The organism is Butyrivibrio sp. MB2005 (genome assembly GCF_000424285.1).
Taxonomy (GTDB): Bacteria; Bacillota; Clostridia; order Lachnospirales; family Lachnospiraceae; genus Butyrivibrio.
In genome coordinates, this window is the sequence record NZ_AUJP01000017.1 from 111,826 (window position 1) to 133,651 (window position 21,826).

The 21,826-nt window shown below is 36.5% G+C and carries 21 protein-coding genes; 2 read left to right on the forward strand and 19 right to left on the reverse strand.

Translation table 11 applies throughout. The annotated features are described in order from the left end of the window. Window positions 1-48: 48 nt before the first annotated feature. From G610_RS0110460 to G610_RS22195, 9 genes are all read right to left on the reverse strand, one after another. Entirely contained in the window at window positions 49-447 is a 399-nt protein-coding gene (locus tag G610_RS0110460; RefSeq protein WP_026524750.1) for a (deoxy)nucleoside triphosphate pyrophosphohydrolase, read from the reverse strand. Window positions 448-542: 95 nt separating this feature from the next. Beyond that, on the reverse strand, window positions 543-1,142 hold the full coding sequence (locus G610_RS20525; RefSeq protein ID WP_026524751.1) for a DUF3883 domain-containing protein: 600 nt from the start codon (window positions 1,140-1,142) through the stop codon (window positions 543-545). Between the two features lie 197 nt (window positions 1,143-1,339). Further along, complete coding sequence (locus tag G610_RS0110475; RefSeq protein ID WP_026524752.1) at window positions 1,340-2,911, reverse strand: hypothetical protein; 1,572 nt, start codon at window positions 2,909-2,911, stop codon at window positions 1,340-1,342. 14 nt (window positions 2,912-2,925) lie between these two features. After that, on the reverse strand, window positions 2,926-3,954 hold the full coding sequence (locus tag G610_RS20530; protein WP_051197925.1) for an AAA family ATPase: 1,029 nt from the start codon (window positions 3,952-3,954) through the stop codon (window positions 2,926-2,928). Between the two features lie 3 nt (window positions 3,955-3,957). Then, on the reverse strand, window positions 3,958-4,758 hold the full coding sequence (locus G610_RS0110485) for a hypothetical protein (protein ID WP_026524753.1): 801 nt from the start codon (window positions 4,756-4,758) through the stop codon (window positions 3,958-3,960). Between the two features lie 3 nt (window positions 4,759-4,761). Then, a complete protein-coding gene (locus G610_RS0110490) occupies window positions 4,762-5,877 on the reverse strand; it encodes a DNA methyltransferase (RefSeq protein WP_026524754.1) in 1,116 nt (371 codons plus the stop codon). Beyond that, a complete protein-coding gene (locus G610_RS0110495; RefSeq protein WP_026524755.1) occupies window positions 5,870-6,055 on the reverse strand; it encodes a helix-turn-helix domain-containing protein in 186 nt (61 codons plus the stop codon). Before G610_RS0110495 ends, G610_RS0110490 begins: the two co-directional genes overlap by 8 nt. A 394-nt stretch (window positions 6,056-6,449) precedes the next feature. Further along, a complete protein-coding gene (locus G610_RS22190; protein ID WP_051197926.1) occupies window positions 6,450-6,644 on the reverse strand; it encodes a hypothetical protein in 195 nt (64 codons plus the stop codon). Between the two features lie 231 nt (window positions 6,645-6,875). After that, on the reverse strand, window positions 6,876-7,316 hold the full coding sequence (locus tag G610_RS22195) for a hypothetical protein (protein WP_051197927.1): 441 nt from the start codon (window positions 7,314-7,316) through the stop codon (window positions 6,876-6,878). Window positions 7,317-8,134: 818 nt separating this feature from the next. Here G610_RS22195 and G610_RS0110505 point away from each other — a divergent pair. Next, a complete protein-coding gene (locus G610_RS0110505) occupies window positions 8,135-8,908 on the forward strand; it encodes a leucine-rich repeat protein (RefSeq protein WP_026524756.1) in 774 nt (257 codons plus the stop codon). A gap of 76 nt (window positions 8,909-8,984) precedes the next feature. Next, window positions 8,985-9,686, forward strand: coding sequence for a leucine-rich repeat protein (locus tag G610_RS0110510; protein ID WP_026524757.1), 702 nt, complete (start codon window positions 8,985-8,987; stop codon window positions 9,684-9,686). Window positions 9,687-9,793: 107 nt separating this feature from the next. On the opposite strand, the gene G610_RS0110515 is transcribed toward G610_RS0110510, so the two are convergent. The 10 genes from G610_RS0110515 to G610_RS0110560 form a co-directional block, all read right to left on the reverse strand. Beyond that, window positions 9,794-10,132, reverse strand: a complete 339-nt coding sequence (locus G610_RS0110515; protein ID WP_026524758.1) for a hypothetical protein — start codon at window positions 10,130-10,132, stop codon at window positions 9,794-9,796. 14 nt (window positions 10,133-10,146) lie between these two features. Beyond that, window positions 10,147-10,605, reverse strand: coding sequence for a hypothetical protein (locus G610_RS0110520; protein WP_026524759.1), 459 nt, complete (start codon window positions 10,603-10,605; stop codon window positions 10,147-10,149). Window positions 10,606-10,851: 246 nt separating this feature from the next. Then, entirely contained in the window at window positions 10,852-11,103 is a 252-nt protein-coding gene (locus tag G610_RS20540; protein ID WP_051197928.1) for an excisionase, read from the reverse strand. Window positions 11,104-11,536: 433 nt separating this feature from the next. Next, on the reverse strand, window positions 11,537-12,544 hold the full coding sequence (locus tag G610_RS0110530; protein ID WP_026524760.1) for a virulence RhuM family protein: 1,008 nt from the start codon (window positions 12,542-12,544) through the stop codon (window positions 11,537-11,539). 52 nt (window positions 12,545-12,596) lie between these two features. After that, window positions 12,597-16,976 (reverse strand): hypothetical protein, encoded by a 4,380-nt coding sequence (locus G610_RS0110535; RefSeq protein ID WP_026524761.1) that lies wholly within the window; start codon window positions 16,974-16,976, stop codon window positions 12,597-12,599. Next, a complete protein-coding gene (locus tag G610_RS0110540; RefSeq protein ID WP_026524762.1) occupies window positions 16,960-17,667 on the reverse strand; it encodes a DUF6063 family protein in 708 nt (235 codons plus the stop codon). The genes G610_RS0110535 and G610_RS0110540 overlap by 17 nt, the downstream gene beginning before the upstream one ends. Further along, window positions 17,664-19,211, reverse strand: a complete 1,548-nt coding sequence (locus G610_RS0110545) for a hypothetical protein (RefSeq protein ID WP_026524763.1) — start codon at window positions 19,209-19,211, stop codon at window positions 17,664-17,666. The genes G610_RS0110540 and G610_RS0110545 overlap by 4 nt, the downstream gene beginning before the upstream one ends. A 64-nt stretch (window positions 19,212-19,275) precedes the next feature. Then, a complete protein-coding gene (locus G610_RS0110550) occupies window positions 19,276-20,304 on the reverse strand; it encodes a Wadjet anti-phage system protein JetD domain-containing protein (protein ID WP_026524764.1) in 1,029 nt (342 codons plus the stop codon). A 20-nt stretch (window positions 20,305-20,324) separates the two neighbouring features. After that, window positions 20,325-20,630: a helix-turn-helix domain-containing protein gene (locus G610_RS20545; RefSeq protein ID WP_035797372.1), complete on the reverse strand. Its 306-nt coding sequence runs from the start codon at window positions 20,628-20,630 to the stop codon at window positions 20,325-20,327. Window positions 20,631-20,997: 367 nt separating this feature from the next. After that, complete coding sequence (locus G610_RS0110560) at window positions 20,998-21,480, reverse strand: GNAT family N-acetyltransferase (RefSeq protein ID WP_026524765.1); 483 nt, start codon at window positions 21,478-21,480, stop codon at window positions 20,998-21,000. Window positions 21,481-21,826: the final 346 nt, after the last annotated feature.

Below are 21,826 nucleotides of genomic sequence, written 5' to 3' on the forward strand. Positions count from 1 at the left end.
TTCTCTTATTCTTGCAATGGCCTTTTATAAGTTTTTAATAATACTAATTCACTCCCACTCTCTTATCGCATCCCTGATCTCCGGAATAATAATCTTATCTGCCGGGAGCCAATCAACACTATATATATCATCAGCTGTAAGCCATTTTGAAGCTTCATGCTCCAAAAGAGACAGCTTGCCATTCTTAATTTCACACCAGTAGCAATCCATGCTCAGGTGAAATGTATCATAGCCATATTCTATCTTGTTAATATGCCTACCTACTTCTATATCAGTATCAAGTTCTTCCTTTATTTCTCTCCGAAGCGCCTCCTGAGGTGTTTCACCTTCTTCGATCTTTCCGCCAGGAAATTCCCAGCCATCTTTAAATTCACCATATCCACGCTGCGTAGCAAATATTTTACCTTCATGGTAAATAACTGCAGCTACAACACTAACTGTTTTCATTTTTATTTCTCTTTGTAAATAATTCTCAATACAATAGTATAATTGATTATCAGAAAAGGTCTACAGTAACAATTATGTTACTACAGACCTCTTATTTACATTACATAATTTGTTGCTGTAAGCTTGTTTATGTCAACAGCACCTTTTTCAATATAAAAGTCACCATTACCTGTTTTCACATCAAAATTGTAAATCCTGTAAAGATAGTAATGATTTGCGTTATTTTCAGAAAACTTCACCTCCCCTTCAGATATATGGAAGAGATTATTCTTTGAACCAGAAGTCGTTTTTACTTCGATATACTTCTTCGTACCATCTACTTCATAAGACTGAACATCAAATTTTGCTGTTTTTCCAATAGTCTCCCTGGTAGCAACAACTAGATCAGCTAAATCTGCTCGACCGGCCAATTTAAGCTGTGCTTTTTCATAGGCCACTACCGCATCCTCTCCTGCATTACCTTTGAATGAATTCTTTTTGGCCTCGCCCTGAAAGTCCACTTTTTTTCCAGTGAAATCAGTGTTCTTAACCCCCTTAGGCTTCACTCTATTTGCCGGAGCAGTATCAAGAGTCAACTTGCCAATAACGATTTCCGGTTCTGCTAAACCTTCCGTTTTTGTGATCAATTGACCTGCCCTTGTTTTTATAACAAGATCGGGAAGTGCATGCATTGTATTAGTGAGATCAAAATCCATTATATGCCACATAAAGTAAACAGGCTTTTCTTTATCTGTACGCTTATGTCACCATATTCAAATCTAATTTCAGCCAGTGCCTTATGAATTGAATCTACAATTGCTAAATTAAACGAATTCTCATCTTTACTGTTGGCATTACTAATTCTTCCTATAAGCATTACCACTCCTTAAGTCATTTATGAAACTCGTCTTCATTAAGATAAGCAATACTCTGTTCCACTAATGCTATTCATATTTAACAACGACAAAATATTGCCCCCCTTTCCTACTTCAGTTGCAAATATATATCTACAATTATTCGCATCATATACAAATTTGCCATATGTATCAAAGTAATATGATTTAATAAAGGTCTCTATATCCACTGTATCATCAAATACCCAAAACTCATAATTCTCTGTCAAATACGAAATCCATTTTGATCTTATATATTCTTTAATCAAATTCTTTTGTTCCACCGTCCAACCTTCAAGGTATTTATTCCCAAGATGTATTAGATTAATCTGAAAATACAGAACGTGCTGAGTATCCCTATCAAAGAGCCGGTTCTCGTACACTTGAGTTTTACACGGTTTTTGAATATCATTATATTTAAAAAAGACAGTACTATCACTTATGATCGGGTCATTCTCTACATATGCACTTATAAAGAAGTTAGGAATCGGATAATATCCATAGACCCTATCATCCTGAATAAATCTTTTTAATCTAATGCAGATCGGTTCTGCTGAAATTGAAATATAATTCGCAACATTTCTAGCGTAACTATACTGTTTCCATCTCTGACCAGCTATATCAGAGTCATCCTTGTAATACTTTGAATCTCCAATATATACCCCTCCGATTCCACCAAATGCGTCTTTATAAGAGTATATATGGTCAATAATTTTACCATCTTTGTTATATTTAAAAGTATCAACCATTTCCTCAGTAGATAATAAATCATCCACCATATCTTCAAATACAAGTTGAAAACTACCTGTAACTAAATACTCGATTTCACTTTTTCCATTTTGAATTTCACATTGAGAATAGTACCCATACAAAGCTTTATATAATTTCAAGAAATCGTCTCTATAATAATTTCTTTTAGCCCTTTTTAATAGCGTAAGCGGTTTCTTTAAGAAATTACGGTAATCTTTTTGTGAAAGAATTGCCCCTTCTACCTTTTTAATCAATCCATATCTTTGAGCAATATTATTTATTTCTGTATTTAATAGCATTAATAAAAAATCTTCTTCAGAGTATCTCCATTTACTATTCAGGAATGAATCAAAGAAAAGTTCATCATCAATAAATCTTCCCGTTCCCTTTACGATAAGCCTAGACCAATTTGCATTCATCGGATTAACGCTATTACTGTTTTTTTTCTTTAATGTATATAGATAAGAATGCTTATTATAATATCCTATCAAATCTAATATAGCATCAAGCGTCCCAACCTTTTTGGTTCTATCAATCTTCTCACTTATATAGTTCTTTAACCTAAGGTTGGAATCATATTTTTTCAAAATTCTATATAACAATATCGCATATGAATCTAGCCAATTTTTACTTGAAGTATCTTCATTAGTATTGTTGAAGTTACCAACAAATTCATCTGAAAAGACTTTCGGCAAAACAATACACATTCTTCCATTGCGATTTTTTATATATCCAACCAAATTAATAATCTTATCTTTGGTGACATAACTGCTAAGTTCCATAGGAATAAATTCATGTATATCAGATTCTGTTATCGCTTGTCCTTCTAAAAAAACCCGCATAAGCTAATCACCTACTATAGTCCTAAGTTTGTCATAAACTCAATAATATAATTTTCTCCATATGTAGCGTCAAAAAAGTCAGCAAAGCTAATCAATTCATCGGGCAATACCCCATTAATTAACTTTCTTGTTTTAGGGAAATATTCTTCTAATGTCTCCTTTGTTTCATCTTTAAAACATTCTGTCCAAATATAGAATAATACCTTTTCTACAAATTCATCTTTGCTTATTGAATTTGATTTAACAAAAAAAGGGCCTATACATTTGTCCTCGCTCTCCGTAATCTTATAAATCACGTTATTAATGATTTCAAGAAACTGGTTCCAATTATAATGCTGCAAATTAATAATAATTTCTCTTCCTGGAAACAATGTATAATCGATAGGCACGTATTTCCATAGCCAACGCCTCTTAAAAGCCGAGTCCAACGGAAACAATGATTGGTCAGATGTATTCATTGTTGCAACAATATTGAGATTAGGTGGTAATAATAACACAGAGTACAAGTTTTCTGGCTTTTCTATTCTTTTTGCATCAAGTATCATCATGATCTCTGCCAAATAAGGCGTCCCTAAACGATTCTCAATAATGCTCGCAATATCTTTATTAACATTAATAAAATAATCGGATGCCCCATACTCATCTCTATCGAGCAACTGAAATATCTCCCCAAAAATAGCTGCGCAGTTTCCTCTATTTAATTCTTCAATAATAAGATAAACCTCTTTGCCATGAACGAAATATTCGCTCCATGCCTTTATGTATGACTCCAAAAAAACTCCATTAACAAACTTATATGCCATTTTCTCTCTTGTAAGACTATATGGCACACCTTGAACGCTACTACTTACAGCATCATAATAATGGTAAATATTCTCTTCTAATACACTGCTTACAACAGGTTTATAGCCACCAACAAAATCATAATATGTATATTCCGGATGAAATGTTGTTGTAAATCTGTAGTTATCCCCCACTTCCTCATTTACCGAAAACGATTTACCCACTCCTGGTGCACCATAAATTATTTTATTATATCCCATGTGCTAACCTCTCTTCAAAGCCATAATATCATCAATTAAACTGTTGTCGTCAATAAAGCTGTACACCAACATCCTCGGCAACAATTTAATATCTTCTGTCTTAGATAAATGATAATCCACAAATCTATATCTTCCCAAACAACAATCAGTCACATCAACAAGATCATCTGCAGTTTTCAAAACTTCGCTAATCTTTCTAAACAAATCTTGCTCTGTTGGGTAATCATTTTTGAGCAAAGCATAGCATGGATCATTTCTCTTTTTTAAATAATGGTAATTCTTTAATGTCAAAATTGCATATACGATAAAAGTATACGCTATAGATAATTTACTATTTATCGATAACGTTTCGATATCAGAGAAGATTATATCATTCAAACCATTTCTAAATGATTTGTCCTTTTTATATGCTAAATATACCTCTCTTATATCTTTATAAATTGCATCTTCTACTATGTCTCCATGATTTTGTGCCAAAAGCTCATCTATGGCTGTATTTCGTTGCACAATCGAATTCAACTGTGTACCCATGTAAAAACTACCATCATAATCAAACTTTCTATTTTTCCTAATGTATTTAACCTGAATTGAATCCAAATCAAAAAAATCAGAAAACATAGTTTTTATAAACGGGTACGTACTTGGAGTATCAATTACCATTGATGATCCACAATTTGTGACATTTTGCGAAGCCGCTCCAAAAATTCCATTTCCTACTGAACTATAGGCAATAAACACTTCATTCGGAGTATTTGGTCTTGAAAAACCTCCTAATGGCGCAGATACAGCTAACTCTGATAACATGTCTTAGATTTCCTCCTCTTCACATTCAAATTCGTATTTCACGCCGTCTATATCAAGTCCATTCCTCATATTTCTAACTCTTGTCTTCATAATTTCATAGGCACTCTTGCTATTATCAATAATAGTACATTTCCTATTCTTCTTAATGCAGCACGCTAAAGTTGTGCCGCTCCCTCCATACATATCCATCACTTCATCATTTTCTCGAGTACATATATCAAGTAAAAAGCCAAGCAGCTTTTCAGGTTTCTTTGAGTCTTTATAATCACACCCCGCTCCACCTTCTTTATAAATATTTGTTACCTCATCTGTAAAATCAAGATCATTTGTTGGTAAAATAGGCCTGCCAGCATTTAACAACGACTGGAAATACACGCCGCTCTTTCGTTTTTCATTAGATGTAATAAACCAACGATACCCTAATCCTTCTTGTTCCAGACCATGAACTTTAATTAACAAATCTGTCCCCATATCAGCCAAGTAATTTTCATACCATTCTCCCGACCAATTCGCTGTTTTTAATTTCCCTGCGATAATATATCTTCTAAAGCAACCCGTTGTGCATTCGTCTTGTTTTACTATTTCATATTGCTCTGGTTTAAATATCTCTATCTGCTTTCCTGCAATATGCTTTTTTTGGGGACTATCATCCAGAATATTTATTTTATATACAAATTTTCTTGGGTCAGCCACTTTGCTTTCACAAAAAAAACGTGTGCTCTTTTCTTTCCTGTATATAAGAAGATACTCATACACATCATGAAAAGTCGCATTTATCATTAGTTGCCTGTCTTTGTGTCGTATTTTAACTGGAAATAATCCTATAAAACATTCTGCACAAAATACAGTATCTATAACCGGTTTTAAGTTGAATAATTCCATTTGGTTAATGGAAACAGCTAAGAATCCTTCTTTCTTCAAAGCTTTATGTGCATTGACTATCACATCTCTCATATTTTGAGCCCAATTGCTATTGGTGTCATTATAACTTTTTCTTGCTCCCCTTTTCCTTTTAGTGTTATAAGGAGGGTCTAAATATATTAGCTGAAATCTACCTTCAATCTCTCCTGCTTTTTTTTCACAATAATCATATGCATTTCCATAAATAATCTTATTCATTAATTTTAGGCCCCTTTTTCTTTCTAGGATCTTCAGGCTTTACAGCCTCTTCAGGGATAAGCCACATATTCCCTTTATACTCTGCTCCAGGTATCCTTCCATCCTTGCAATATAGAGATACTCTTCTTTGTGAAACATTCCACCTCTTTGCCATTTCTGCTGTGGTCAAATACTGCATTCTATTACCTCCACGTAATTAGTAACAACATTGTAATTGTATTCTTCCATCGGAATATTTTCAAGCAAAAATATGAAACACGCCTTAGGCGGTTGCATTTTTTCACTACTGAGAAACAGCGCATTATATATCTTTCTGCTAGAGGCGCAGATACATATTCATCAATGATTTCTGTTGCTACCTTAAGCTGAAGCTCTACGCAAAAGAAAAACCAGCAAAGACTTTAAGACATAACCAGTGTGTTGCGCTATCGCCTTTATTACAGTAACTATTTCTCTCTCCTCATTACCAAAAACTCACAATAATGATACAAGTTTTGTTCTCACATAATAAGATAAGCGATACTCTCTAAGCTTTAATCAGCCTCATACATTAACCCTTCCGCTATCTGGTATTATATTTCAGAAATATTAAAATAATCCATGGCAGCTTTGACGCATTCCTGTATAAGAGTTTCATGCTTTTTGTAATCATCAATCCCACTTAATTTGACCCTATAGCGTCTCCATCTACTCTCATAGACAACATCAATCCCAGCATCTTCAATCTTAACCAATAGCTCTGGAATTTCAGTGGTTTTAAAATACATGTGCACAAATGATTTCTTTGGCTGGAAAGATATAAAATTCTTGGCTACTCCGTCTTTGACTAAGCCAATATAGAACTTATTGTACTTTAGTTCATACCCTGAAGTATACTTATCAAGTGCATAAAAAATATCATCGACCTCTTTGATAATTTTTTTGTACTACACTTTTCCCAATAACTTCTGTCTTTTACTTCATATTCATCTTCTTCATCTGTCCCCGGTGTAACTCTATCAATAATCTAAAAAAGCCAGCGATATATCATCACCGACCTTATAGGCTGATAGTTGCAAAGCGATAAGAGGAATATTTCCATTGAATAAACTTATTACATTCATAAACCTTCCTGTGATTTCTTCTGCAACAATAACAGCACAATGATCGTATTGTTGAAATCTCTTCTCACTGTCCCAATACTCTATCGTCCTAATTATATAACTCGGATCAGTTGCACCTAGCTGAATCTCTATCTCATAATGAGTTTCATTATCTACGGTTCCCATCAATATATCAAACCTTCCACCAGATGGCTGGACCTTCTCACGTCTAAGTGGTACTAGCTCACCAAGCGTTAGTACCTCAGGATGATCAAATATATATTGCTTGATTAAATCTTCTTTTATCTCCGGATGTTTCTTTAATGAAATCTTCTGCATACTTACTAAATTTGCCATTTCTATACCCTCCACAAATATCAAGGCCAGTAAGGCTATTATACAACTTAACTTTTGAAAATTTTCTGAGACGTACGTAAGTTTTTATTATTTTCATCATTAAAAAAGTCTATTGAAGTTTACTATTTCGTTATAAAATAATGATAAAAATAATCTGATAGAGAGAGATATAAGTATAATAAAGATAGCTATACAACGCCTTTTCAAATCGAATATTTACGCCAAATCTTATAATTACGCCAAATTTTAGTACCCCACCTCTGATAATTTTTTCTACACTTTTTTTGTTTACCTGCATTTACTATGTATTTATTCCGACTATTCTTTCTAAAAAGCCCATAAAACAGGGTCTTTTAGCACAATGCATGCACCAATCGTAGAGTTTAGACACCACTAATTGCAAAAACATGAATCACTCTATTTCCTATCGCTAAACTGTATTCACTTTTTATTTCGTGGAGGACCACCGTCTCAACCCTCTCGTAGTTCAGTTCTCCTACACTTCCAAAATGGCATAAAAATAACGGTGTATCCTTGTCTGCTAACATCTTTTAACGTTAGCTACAAAGCGCACCGTTAAGCCACTTGTGTTTTTCAATTTAAGTGTGTTCAGTCTTTGTCAGCAATACTACCGTCTCAACATGGCAGCAAACAGCTCAAAAGCACGATAAATACTAGCTTTAGGGCGGTTTCACCTTTTAACGGTAGGCCATAAAATGAACCCAGTTTTGAACCCTTGAAATGATTCCATTTCTTCTATAATATTCCCGGTAAATTTTATGATATACTTAATGAATTAAATTTGAAAGGAACAAACCATGAAAAAGACATTATTTCCATTTTTTATTTTTTTGCTTTTTTTCTTTGCACCAATTACTGCAAATGCAAAGACATATTATATTATGGACAACCGAGATGGTCGCCCCCTCGTTGATGAGAATGATAATTCAATAGAGCATGAAAAACTTTATGATCTTACTGCAGGTGATATAATTTACCTCGCTCCAAATAAGTATGAAGTAATCAATGTTGAGTTTGCACAAGATAATTATAGCAGCGGTTATAGAGTGAATTGTAAATGCCTGGTGAATAAGAGTAAAGATGGTAAATTTGCATATATTATTGACGAAACAAAATTTAATGGTTTTCGTGATTATCTAACAGTCAAAGAATTCGACAAAAATGCCTTTAATAGCTACAAAAACTTAAAACAACTATACATATCCCTTGAGGTAATTCCAAGCTGGATAAACAAAAAGGTTAAGAACTTATCAGAACTAAAACTAGGTTCCGATTCATTAGTAAAAAAGAATACTTTTGCAAATTGTAAAAAGCTAAAATCTGTTAGTCTTAATAACACTTGCTCCTTAGAAAAAAACTCTTTTAAAAATGTAAAAACCACCGTTTGGTATGACAACGGTGTACATGATTATGATAAGGTTAAAGGCGATACTTATACAACGGCAAAAAGTGTATCTCAAATAAAAAAGGAAATGAAAAAGGCTGGATTTAAAAAAGGGACTGTTGTTCATGTTCAGAAGTACAATAAGAACCTATATTCAAAAAAAGTATATAAAACCATAAAAATATAATATAAACATCTGCTCTTAATTAAAAATAATTTCGCATGATATACTGTTACAATCAAAAAATAAAGGATATATTGAAATGAATAAAATACTAATAACTCTTTACTCTTTCATTTTATTACTACTCGTACCAATGACAGTAAAGGCAAGTGATAGGCCTTTACAGGTAGGTGATGTTTTTGAAAGCGAGAATCTACGCTACGAAGTAATATCCACTATTCCTTATGATAATGTAGTTGGGAATGTTAGAGTAATCGGACGAAGCCAAGAAGATAATGTATATAAATATTCAGATGAATTTCATATCTTTTCCCTTGCTCAACATATTTCTATGTCAAATGGATCAGAATACTCTTCTTATTATAAAGTAACAGCTATTGCGCCGGGTGCTTTTAAAGGTGATAAAAATATAGAAAGCTTAAGCATACACGCACCTATAAAAACAATCCCTGCAAATATGTGTAAAAATTGCAAAAAACTCAATAGCGTTACTATTGATAATATTGAATTAACCAAAATAGAAAAAAATGCTTTTGCAAATTGTAAGAGCTTAAGCAAAATCAGTATATTATCTCGAAACATAAAGGAAATTGAGAAGAACGCATTTAAAGGAACCCACCTAGGATTTAATGTTGCTCCATATAAAAATACTCAAAACAAAATCAAAAAATTAGTAAAAAAAAGTGGGCTCCCAGAAAAATCATTTTCTATTTATTCTTCATACAAAAAGAGATGGTATAAGTCTTGGTATTACAATTACCAACACGGAACATTGGCCTAAGCACTATCAAAAAAGAGCAGGCCATATCATTTTATAATGTGCTCATTCTAATATTTGCAGACAAAAATAAAGCCCAGGATACTTATTTCCTGGGCTTCATCTATCTTTTACTTTGTATTTTTCCTTGGTACATCCAGATCAAATCTGGCCTTAAAAATTATATGGAACCTGTCATCGTATATCTTTATCTCCTTAACGTAACGTCTAACCATAATGTCATCAAAGTTTGTTATCTCGGTAGGCGCTTCATCAAGAAAGCTTTTCATCTGTGCTACTTTTCTCTTAACGCTTTCATTCTGAGCCTTAGTTACCATTAGCTCTTTCTTATCTGCTTTGAGCTTCTCGATCTCCTCAGACACTTTTGAATAGTCTTTCCTAACGCAAAACTTCAGTAACACACCAATGTCAATAAGAACATACCACAATCCCTTTAACCATTGCGGCATTTTTGCACTCTCCTTTATGCAGCATCAAACGATCTTATCTTATCTAAAAAGCTATCCATATATCCATTTAATTCCTCATAACGATCTGAAACTTCCTTAACTGCCTTATCATTCATACTGTGGGTAAGTTCGTCTCTTAGCTTCTTAACAGACCTGCTACCTATTTTCCCTTCCGAGCTAAACAACTTTTTCAGCAACTCATTATCAAAATCGTATCCAGCATACGCTAGTGCATATGGAACCTGTGTCATAATAACCTTGAATCGTTCTTTATGTTGGCCAGTTTTGTTAAATTGATGATCTTCCAAAATAACCTTGTAAACTATCTCGCATACTGAAAACTTTTCTTTAAAATCATCGATCATTCTCTTTTTATCTTTATCCGCTATCAATCTTTCTATGCGATCCAGCTCGTCTTTTGCACGATTTCTTAATAAGAGTTTTTGCCCATCATTCAACTGTGTCAATGCCATCTATATTCTCCTCCGTAGTAATCTTTTCCATACGTTTCTATTATCATCCATGTCCGTCAGTTTTAATCCCCCACAAACAAATATAATAATTATATCAAAAAAATCAGTTTAAAACCCACTCATAATGCCACCAATGTAATAGCATAACTATCTTTTTTCCCCCTTGATGTAACATATAAAAAAGATGTAACAAAGATTGTTATATCAGTAGGCGTTTTCGCAAGGAAGATTTCCTATTTAAATTCTTCACCCCTCCGGAGCATACAGTTTTGATTCTTTCCTCTTATCCTTGTTTCTATTCTCAGCTGCAGCATTGATAAAGTATTCTTCAAACTTCTCTCTGATGAGTAAAGTACGATCGCCGTTCATATAAACATATCCCTTGGCCTCCTCATCGTTTGTGGCCAAGAACCTTAATCGCTTTTCTCCTACATTGAAATAAGCTGCAGCTTCCTTTATTGTTAATAAAAATTTCTCACTGATCCTACACTTATCCATAGAATAACCCTCCGTTTTTATATTATCTATCACTCTACAAACCAGCGATTTCAACCGTTTTAGGCAAAAAAAGAAAAACTACAGATAAAACCCTATGTTTTATCTATCGTAGTTTTTCAGTAGTCAGTATCCGTGTGAAGTTTTGATTATGCCTGGTTATGCCGCACAAACAGCGAGTTTGCTAATACCGGCAGAATCAGTGCCGTGGCAGACGAATAAAATTCTTATCATCTTAGTAAAAAACCTCTATTCTCACGTATTTACTGGCTTTAAGCCTATTTTCGTCCAACGTATTTTTCTCATTTTCGTGGCAATCCTTGGCAATATTTGGCATATTTTGACCGGCAAAAGGTGCAAATCAGGATGCAAAATCACTTGCATTGCACTGCCAAATATTTTCTTTCCCAAGTACCCTCATAAATATAGCAAATCCCTATTTTTTTCTGCTTTGTTTCTTTGCTTCTTTGGCAACAACCTTTATGCTCTTCATATACTCTTCTTCAACAGGCGAAAGGGTTGTCTCCTGGTATTTCCTGTATTCTTCCTTTGCTTTACTAAGAGCCTTTTCATGACTAACTTTCCCTGGTCCACTTAATAGTTTTCTATTTCCAGAAGTCAATATCGAATCAAGTTGATCAACATAATCACTCATGTACATAGGTTTATGCTCTATTGCATTAATCTCCGCCAAGTCAAAATAACCGGATACAAGATTATTTAAAATTTTTAGTTCATCCTCTTTCAGATAATTCTTTGCGATTCCAATATCCTTAAGAGCGGGCAACTCACCCGCAAATGAAGTTAATCCCATAAATGGCTTTTCAGCATCTGCTCTTTCATAAATCACTTCAGCTGCTGTATGACCATGTGCTGCATAGTGTAATTTATTCTGAACAATTTTGAAGAATTGGATTGACTCGTCACTTCTTGGATTGTAATCCACGCTTGTTGCATAAAGATCTAGAACCTGCCTATAAAGAACTTTTTCCGATGAACGGATATCTCTGATTCTATCTAATAGTTCTTTCCAATAATTCCCACCGCCATTACCTTTCAGGCGCTCATCGTCCATTGCAAATCCTTTAATGATATACTCCTTTAGTACAGAATTTGCCCAAATTCGGAACTGTGTACCGCGCTTAGATTTAACCCTATATCCAACAGAAATAATAACATCCAGATTAAAATACTCTATATCTCTTTCAACTTTTCTTCCACCTTCGATTTGAACTGTTGCAAAAAATGCAACAGTTGCCTCTCTAACCAACTCTCCCTCTTTAAAAATCTTATTTATATGTCTTGAGATTGTTGATTTATCTCTCTGAAACAATTCTGCCATTTGATCGATAGTAAGCCATACTGTTTCATTTTGAAGATTTACATTAAGTTTCGTTAAGCCATCATCTGTTTGGTAGATGATAACTTCCCCATATTCATTCACTATATGAATACCTCCAACTAATATGTTTAGACAAATAAAAAAGTCTTTATCATCAAAACAAACTCATCTGTCCGTTCATGATTTTATAGTAGCCATGCTCTATCCTCTCATTACCCTCATGCGTCATTATTTCGAAGTTTGAAAGGTTCTGTGCCTTTATAACAAGCTTGATAACGCAATCAAAGCAGCCGACAACATCACTCTTATTGATATCTGACAGACAAATCAGCTGTACATTGAAGTGTTTTGCTATATCAAACATTGGCTTCAAAAGATGTGCTGAAGTTATTTTGCCAAAAGGATTATCAAGGATCAGAACACTCCCCACGTTTTTGCTGACAAGCCCTGCTGATGACCTGGTATAATTCATGAGTGTCAGTACTACTGAGAAAAATACAACAAATTTCTCAGCACCGGAACTCTGTGTCAGTGTCTCCTCCCAACCCTTATATACAGAGTTTGCACTGTTCATATCAATCTTATAAACCCTGATCTTTATGGATTCCTGGCGTATGTACTTATGAAGAAGCCTTTCACTTGAGACTAAAGCTCTGGCGCGCTTCTGTATTTGCTTTTCATCAGCACCGCTTCGGAGGAGCTCTTTTATCTCATTAGCCCCCTGCTCAATCTCAGTCTTTATCGAAACCCTTGATGCTTCCTCAGATATCTCTTTTTCCTCAGGAAGATCCATCTTTACCATCTGCGTCTGAGGCTTGCCCGCAAAAATATGAGCCTTTGAACTGGCTGCTATCATACGAAGGTCAAGATACATCCTCTTCCCCTGATTCATACACTGGTCTACGATGTCATTAAAGTCGTTCTCAATTTCTCTTAGATCAGTCTCAATCCTGCTGTTAATCTTCTCTATGGAAGCTGTCATTGTACTGATGCTCTCACTGACCGTATAAAGCCGGTCTCCCTTCATCCCTGAATCATCAAGCATCTCACCGATGGCAGCGAGTTTATTCACTATTTCAGAAAGTGCTATGTCTTTAAACTCAGCTACTGTTGTTCTTATGTTGCTCTTAAGCTTTTCTTTCTGATCCTGGAAGGTTTTCTCTACATGGATGAGATTTTCATGTATAGACTCCCACTGAACATCCGGTCTTTCAGAAAGAGTAACTGTCTTTATTATGTTTCCAAACTGAATAGGCTTTAAGACGTCTCCTACTCGATCAAAGATTCTCTCCAATGAATGCTTTTCTTGCTCGAGTGAATCTTTCCTTTCGTTTAACTGCTTTATCTCCTGTTTGGCGGCCTTTACTCTGGCTTTGAAATCCTCTCCTATCTCATTTTGTGGAAGAGCTACACCGTCAAAATCTTCAAGTACTTTCCCAGCTGCATCATATCTCTGCTTGGCAGATGCCTCTTTCACATTACATTCTCCAAATATGGACCTGGCATTCTCCATTTTCTCTGAAGCTGCTCTCACTGCATCCTTGGCATTTTTGAGGGCTTCAGATGAAAAATGGACCGCTTCATATTCGGCCTTTTCACACTCATAATCACCAAGTTCTTTTTCATACTCAGCTTTGTCCTGCTGCGATTTATTAAGGCTGACTCTGAGATTATCCAGGCTTTCGCTGAGACTCCCCAGAAGAGTCTGGTACTGAGAGTAGAGTTCTTCCAATGATCCTTCAACGATTTCTGCTTCCTTTGCACTACCCGTATTCTCTAAAACTGTGCGGACGCGATCCAAGTGATCAGCCTGCTGCTTACGTTCATTTTCAAATGATGTCAGCTCATCCTGGCACTTAGCCACCGTATCACATACCTTTTTATATGAGCTTTCTGCATCTTTCAGAGCAACATATGCTTCCTGTGCTTTCGTATACCACTCATTTTCCTTGGCAAGCATTATACTGAGTTCAGCAAATGACTCAAGCCACACGGTAAGGTCATGCAAACGCTTTTCTTCACGATTCAGATCATCCTTAAGGGCATCAATTTTTTCCTTTATCCTCCCCTGTTCTTCTTCCAGTTCTTTCCTTCGGTCCTCTAAAGAAAATATTTTCTCCTGTAGCTCGGCAATAGCTTTTTCCTGTAAAGAGCTCCAGTCCTCAGAATAATCAAACTTTTCTACGAGTTTCTTCTCTTCCTCACTGTCCCGCAGCCTTTCGTTAAGACGCTGCAACTTTTCCTCTTTGACTCTTATTTCATCTTCCAATCTGCCATAATAACCTGATCTGTCAGCAAAATATTCTTTGTCATAAGCAGCCAGGTGAGAAGCACTTTCCATGTCCCCTGACATAAGAGAATTCACCTGTTCCATAGTAAAAAGCGGAACAGAGGCAGGAAGCCACTCCACATTCCCCGCAGCCAGAAGCTTTTCCATATCTTTTTCATTATTGAAAAGAAGTGAAAATGCAAATTCCGGGTGTCGCTCCATAATATCCCTGGCTTTTTCCTGCGTAATGGCACCATTTTCCATAAGACCTGTAATGTATTCTTCACCGGTCTGACACCACACTCCTGTGGACATCACATATTTCATGATATCCGGCAGAATATGAACATGACCTTCTTTCGCGGCCTTAAGCCTTTCTTCCAAAGACTGCTTGTCCTGCCCATGCTTTCTGATCTTTGCGCCGGTCATTTCTATTTCTTCCTGCAGTACACTTTTTAGACGACCGGAAAAAATAGTGCTATTTTCAAGGCTATATTTGCTGCAGATATGTATAAGTGAATCCAATAGTGTTCTGTATTCTGAAAGCGCATCCTCAGCAACTTTCTTCTCTTCTGACAACCTGCCAAGTTTAAGCTTTACATCAGCCAGTTCATCAGGGATTTCATTTTTCCTGTCATCCATAGCATTTATTTCATTTTGGATTTTTGCTATGGAGACGGCAGTTTGCTCACGATTAGCATCCTGCTTAATCCGCACATCTTCTATATCTTTTTCAGAGTAGAATCCGTCCAGCATTCTTACCGCTTCAATTTTTAGTGTCTTAACTTTGGTATCAGTATTATCTTTTGAAGCACTCAGATTGGCAGTAAACTGCGAATGTTTCTCCTTCGCATCGTTCCTTAGCTTTTCTGCCTTTGTCATTTCTGCCCTACTATCACACAGCTCATCATTTTTACTCCTAATCTGATTATCCTTCTGATTGATACTCTGTGACAGGGCTTCACTTTCACTTTTGGCCTTCAGCTGGCAAGAGTATTTCAGCCTTGCTACAGTTTCCGCATCCTCTGAATCGTTCTCTTTTTCCTCAATAAGCTTCTTATATGTTGTTATCTGGCTGTCGGCTTCTAAAATCTGCCTGTAGAGCCTTGCTGATTGCAGTATTTCTTCAGCATGCTTTTTTACTCTTGTTTCTTCCCTGGATTGATCGAGAGCTTCTTTTGCATCCGAAAGAGCATTAGCAGCTTCCTCATATTCACCACTGGCTTCGTAGTATTCTTTGGATTTTTCCTCATATTCTATATGTCTGATCTTGGAATCTACACTATGGATCTCCTTTGCAGTTCCAAATATACTTTCATCTATGGTCCCGATTTTCCTGCCAATGGAAGCCTTAAAACCACAGACCTCACCTATACTATCCGATAATTTTTCCCCCGCATTATAAAGATTGTCGCTCACCTTACCAAGATCCGACAATTTTTCAATCAATCTTCTATTTGTATCTCTTTCCCTGATTACAGCTTCTTTTTCTGAGATTCTCTTTGCATAGTTGATAAGCATGGTTTCAAGAGAGGAATCCGTCCCGCTTGAAGCCACACTTTTCATTTTATTCTCGATTGCCGGAATAAAGAATTTGGCGATCAGTTTGTCAGATGTTTTTGCGTCATCAAAATACTGGTTCAGTCCACCTTCATCCTTGTTGAGAGCCTCTATTACCGTTTCCCACTCGGATCTGTAAATACCATATTCGGAAAGCTCTTTCGTCCATTTAGTACTTTCATCGGATGAATAAACTTCCAGAATACCTCTGCTGGCCTTAGCCTTTTCCCTTACATAGGCAAAAGGTGCAGGTACATACTTCCCGTTCTCATTTTTGGAAAGCTCCAAAGCCGCTATACTGTAGGAAGAATAACTGTTTTCATAAACAGTCTTAAAGGTGTAATACCTGATGCTATTTCCCCTCAGGTTCTCGTCAGAGTTCTCGCTGGCACTTCCGGCTATGGCAATACCTGTCAATAGCTTGTCATCACTTCCGTCCAGATTCCATTCAATAAGTACAAAAGAATGATCTCCAGGGCGGCCAAAATAATCCTCAATATGTCTTCCACCTGCCATGGCCCTGGGGTGCACAGGCTGCATCATAAGCTGTACCAGGACTGTCTTACCGCCACCATTATTCAGGTTAAACAATGAATTAAGCGCCTCTCCCTTATCTGAGGAAAGATCATATAATTCATCAGGGATAAAACGGTTGCCATCATTATAATTGAAGTTTACAATCCTTATCTTATTTATCTGTGGCATGTGAATCCCCCTCAATCCATGCATTTATCACCTGAACACGCTCTTTCCTGAGAACATATGGCATAAGATCCTTTGTTTTCTTTGTTGGAGCAACTCTTCCATCATCGCCCTCTACAAAAAGATCATCTGCCCGAAGCTTAAGAATGATTTTATTTACAACACCATAACGGTCATCTACTCTTCTGCTTGTCGGATCCCCTTCCTTTTTACCGAGCCAGTCCTCAGCCAGCATATAAAAGCTCTCACTGAAGTCTTCTGCCTTATCCTCACCATCTACGCCCTTCTGAGTTACGCTAAGACAGTGATCGGTAAACTCCTTTATAAGCTCTTCTTTTGTGATGAAGTCTCTGACAAGTGCCTCTGAGCCCTCACCCTTGAAGAATATATACAAAATGTAAATAGCAAGATAATTTAGCAGATACAGGTCCCTCGTCCTTACATCATTGCCTGCCTTGATATCAGACCTGTAATCAATATTGTTTTTAAGAAACAGATCATTGTCCTGGGTTGGGACCATATATATTCTGTTCTGTGCAGGCATTATTTCAAATCCAAGTTCTGCACCCATCTGATCGAGTTCATCCCTTGCTTCCGGATCCTCTACAAAGCTCCATAATACGCTGTTTTCATCGCGGTCAATCCAGCCTTTTTTCATAAGCTCATGATAAAGCTTAAGCGCATTTTTATTCATCGTTCTACCTCAACTGTAAAATTAGTCATTTCTATTGTCACCTGCGTTTCCCCATCATCCACAGTAAACTCGCATTTCTGATCAGATGTAAAAAATGTTATTTTCTTCATGTTCAGATAATTCTGTGGCATATTGCTAAGAACCCAGAGAAGGTCGAACTCGCCAAGTGGTTCTTTAGCAAACAAACTCTCATCGCCATGGAGCGCCTCAAAATCAATCTCTCTTTTCTGATATATGGTCATAAGTGTATTAGGAAGAGCGCTTTCCTTATTCCATTTCATAAGTTCATCCATTGAAAGCGTCCTTATGAACTTCTTTATCTCAAAAGAGCTTTCTTTCTGAAGAAATGCAAAAAACGCTGTGCATATCTCCATGTATATTTCATTTCTTTTCCTGCCCAGTTCCTCAGCTTTTATGTCAGCATCATCTATGCTGAGCCCCTTGTCTTCTTCCTCATTACTTATGGTTCCGCAGGCTGCATAGAAGTTTTCTATACTGAATTTCTTATCAAACTCCGGACTGAGTAGCGGCTCCATGATTGTATATACTGCATCCCCCAGTCCATCTCCCATTTTTCGGAGTTTCACCATAATGTCCTGCTCAAAGTTCATACGTTCAAAGCTTTTTATAACAAAGCTGTCCCGCAGCATCTGCTTATAACTTTCCGAAACAGAGCTTTTGGCATTAATAAGGGACCGCTGCTCCAATATGGTAATATCCAGATTCTTATTGATTTCATTAAGAGATTTCAGATTTTTCCTGGCTTCTTCAGTATCAGCACCATTATCAAGTGCGCTCCTTATGGCCTCTGCCTCCTTGCGGGCATTCTTCTGAATCTCTTCCAGTTCCTTCTGCTCATCATACATAAGGTTTCTGAACTGGCCCACTATTCTCTCGTACTCATCAACTGTTATTTTTGCAATGTTTTCCCGGCATCGCATTATGAAATCATCCATGCTGTGACTCATGTTGCGCAGTCTGGCAACCAGCTCCCTACTCTGTGAAAGAGCCTCAGAATAGTTCTTGCGTTTCATGTATTCCTGCATTTTAAAGCGTGTTACAGAATAATCCAGTTCGGACTCTATTTCTTTTGATCTGTAAAGGAAATCAAAAACATCATCTGTCAGATGATATGAACCCTTTTCCTCATTGACAAGGCGGATTGGCATCTTCTTAAAGCTTTCTGAATCTGCGTAAAAAGTATTATATTCAATGAGCTTTCCGTTATTCTGAAGAACATTTACAACAATAAAACCGGCAAGTTTATAAGTGTCAATTTCATATTCTTCAGGAACAATCTGGATTATGCTGTCAAGAAATCCTGCAATATCCTTAAGTGTACAGGACTGTCTGTCACTCAAAGTACGCTCCTTGATATACAAAAGAACTGCAACCACAAGATTGTTTATATAATCGTAATCTCCACCGAACATCTTCTTTATATCATCCGGATAGCTTGTAACAGTAATACTCCTGACGATATCAATAAACTTCATTCTGTTCTGAAAATCCGAAAGCATCTCTTTTATGTCAGAACGAAGCATTAATCTTCACCTCCATTTCATTACGGATACAGTCTCTGATCAGCTCGTGCCTCGCTGTGGTCGACTAACAACCTTCTTCCAAATACTTATATGATATTATCTCCTGTGGAATAAGCTTATTATTCTCAAATATGTCCGTTAGAAAGTTCCATTCATCATCGGAGAAATCATTGATAAGATCATCAAAACGCATGCCCTGTTTCTTGGAAGACGGACTATCCTCCAGTTCAATATTCTTTGCTCTTTCTATCATTTTCTTATATCCGGGCACAAATAAAGATATATCAAGCCTGTCATTGGCATCTTTAGTCCTTCTGAATATGTCAAAGCCCTCTCTGTCAATGTCTCCCCAGTACAGGAATTTCACATCAGGCTCACCCATGAATTTAACATACTCTTCAAGTGCTCCTGTTCTGTCAGAAACCTTGTTACCTTCGCCATAAACAACTCCATCAATTGGTATCCCAAACAGGCCTTTTACGCCGTCCTCAAACATACGCCTTCGGATATTAAACCAGATATCCTTATTCTCGCAGATTAAAAGCATCATGTGCTCCTTTCTGACCGGAATATAATCATGAAAGCAGTACTCGGGGGTATCATAGAATCTCAGCTCCGACTCTGTAATCTGCAGCTTTCGTAAAAGAGCTTTGACCATGCTGTCATCAAGCGTTTTTTCATGTCCAAATATCTCAAAGGAACGCTCTTTCCTGGATACAAAAATCTCGTCCTTATCCACGAACAAGAAGGCACTAAGCCCTTCGATAACAGCTCTGTTCCTTTGAAATTCCATAGGGTTAGCAGATAAATACCCACTCCTTAGCAGCAGCGGATGGAGCCTCTTTATTTCGCCTATGGTCTCTTTATCACCTTCCTCTTTAATCAAAATCCTGTATTTTTTGTACAATGGATAGCTGATATTGCCGTTTTTACCTGACGACTTGACCGGTTCAATAATCTCTTCCATTATCATTTCTGAAATCTGTTCATACGCACTCTGTTCATCCATTATGCTTATTTTCATAATAGTCTTAATATCTTCCAACGTTATTGTTTTCTTACCATAACCCAGTAACTTTTCATTGATATTCAAGTCTTCCCACCCCAAAACGATTACCTTTCTACATCATCTATAAAATGCATGACTTCTATCTGCTTTTCCTCCGATAAAGCCACAAATCTCTGATAATACTCCATCAGCCTTTTTCTATTGCTATCACCGTTTTCATACAAAAGTTCGCTAACATCAACTTTGTATAACTCGGCAAATTGTACCAATTCATTCGCTGTTACTTGTCTCTTACCAGTTTCAATAGCACTGAGCGTAGGTCTCGACATTTGCATACTCTCTGCAGCAACAGCTTGATGCATATGTATATTATTTCTTGCTTCTCTTAGCCTTTTTCCCAAATTGTTCATTCGACAAACCTTTTTCCCAAAACTATGGTTGACAATACTTTTTTATAATAACATAAAAAGATTTTAATGTCAGCTTTTCTGACATCAAAATCTTTTCATATTTCAACCAATTATCATTTTTTCAATATTCATGCCATATCGGAGCCGATTTAAATTGTTACAGCAAAAGGTGCAAATGAGGTGCAAATCTTATGATAACATTCTACGAAAGCGCCCCCCAAATACCATTCCAAGACTTTTGTTGGAATTCTGCCGTGGCATTCTTATATTTGTCAATATCGCTTTCTGAAATATCTAAATACTCATGAACAATCCATCCGCTTTTATTTTTTTCAAATAATTATAAGCTCTCCATCTTTGATTTGATTCACAGTTTTAAAACTGCAATAACTTCCTCGCCGTCCATTTCCCCAGTTTCCTTGAAGCCAAAAGAACTATATAAAGAAGCAGCTACTTTGTTTTCCGGTTCATATGAAAGCCAGCAATATTCAGCTTCACCACAAGGTTTTGTGCTAATAAAATCCAAAGCCAGCTTTATTGCTTCTCGTCCGTATCCTTTGCCCTGATACTGTTTATCGATCATCAAACGCCAAAGATTATAATTACCATAAGCAATCTCTGGTGCATCCTGCCAATAATCATCGCTGTCAAATCCAATCATTAGAAAACCGACCGGTATCTCTCCATCATAGATACCAAAAGGGAACGCGTATCCGTTTCCAGTAATTGCTGTATAAGCCTCAATGATGCTGATATCATTAGCTGCCACAAAACTTTTCTGATTATCTGATACCTGTAAGTTCAACAATTCCCAGACATTTTTCCCATTGACTTTTTCTAATCTCAACATATTATTATCCCGATAGTTTCCTCTTTACATAACTGATATGTAATGACCTCCTGTCAAGAGAAAACTTACAGGGAGTCACCACAAACTTATTTAATTGTTACTAAAGACATCCGGAAAGAGCCTCGGGGTATCAGTTCCCGGCATTGGCCACTCTGATATACGTGGATTGGTTACCGACAGGTCAATGGTCCGCCGTGAGCTCTACCGTCTAAAAGCGTGGATCACAGATCACTCTGTGCCGGCATAGTTAAATCGTAGATAGCTCGAACCTTGAAATGGCCGAAGCCCTTTCAAGATGCCTTCAGTTGTTACTTGGTTCTTGCCAGATGTAAATGGCATAAGCCAT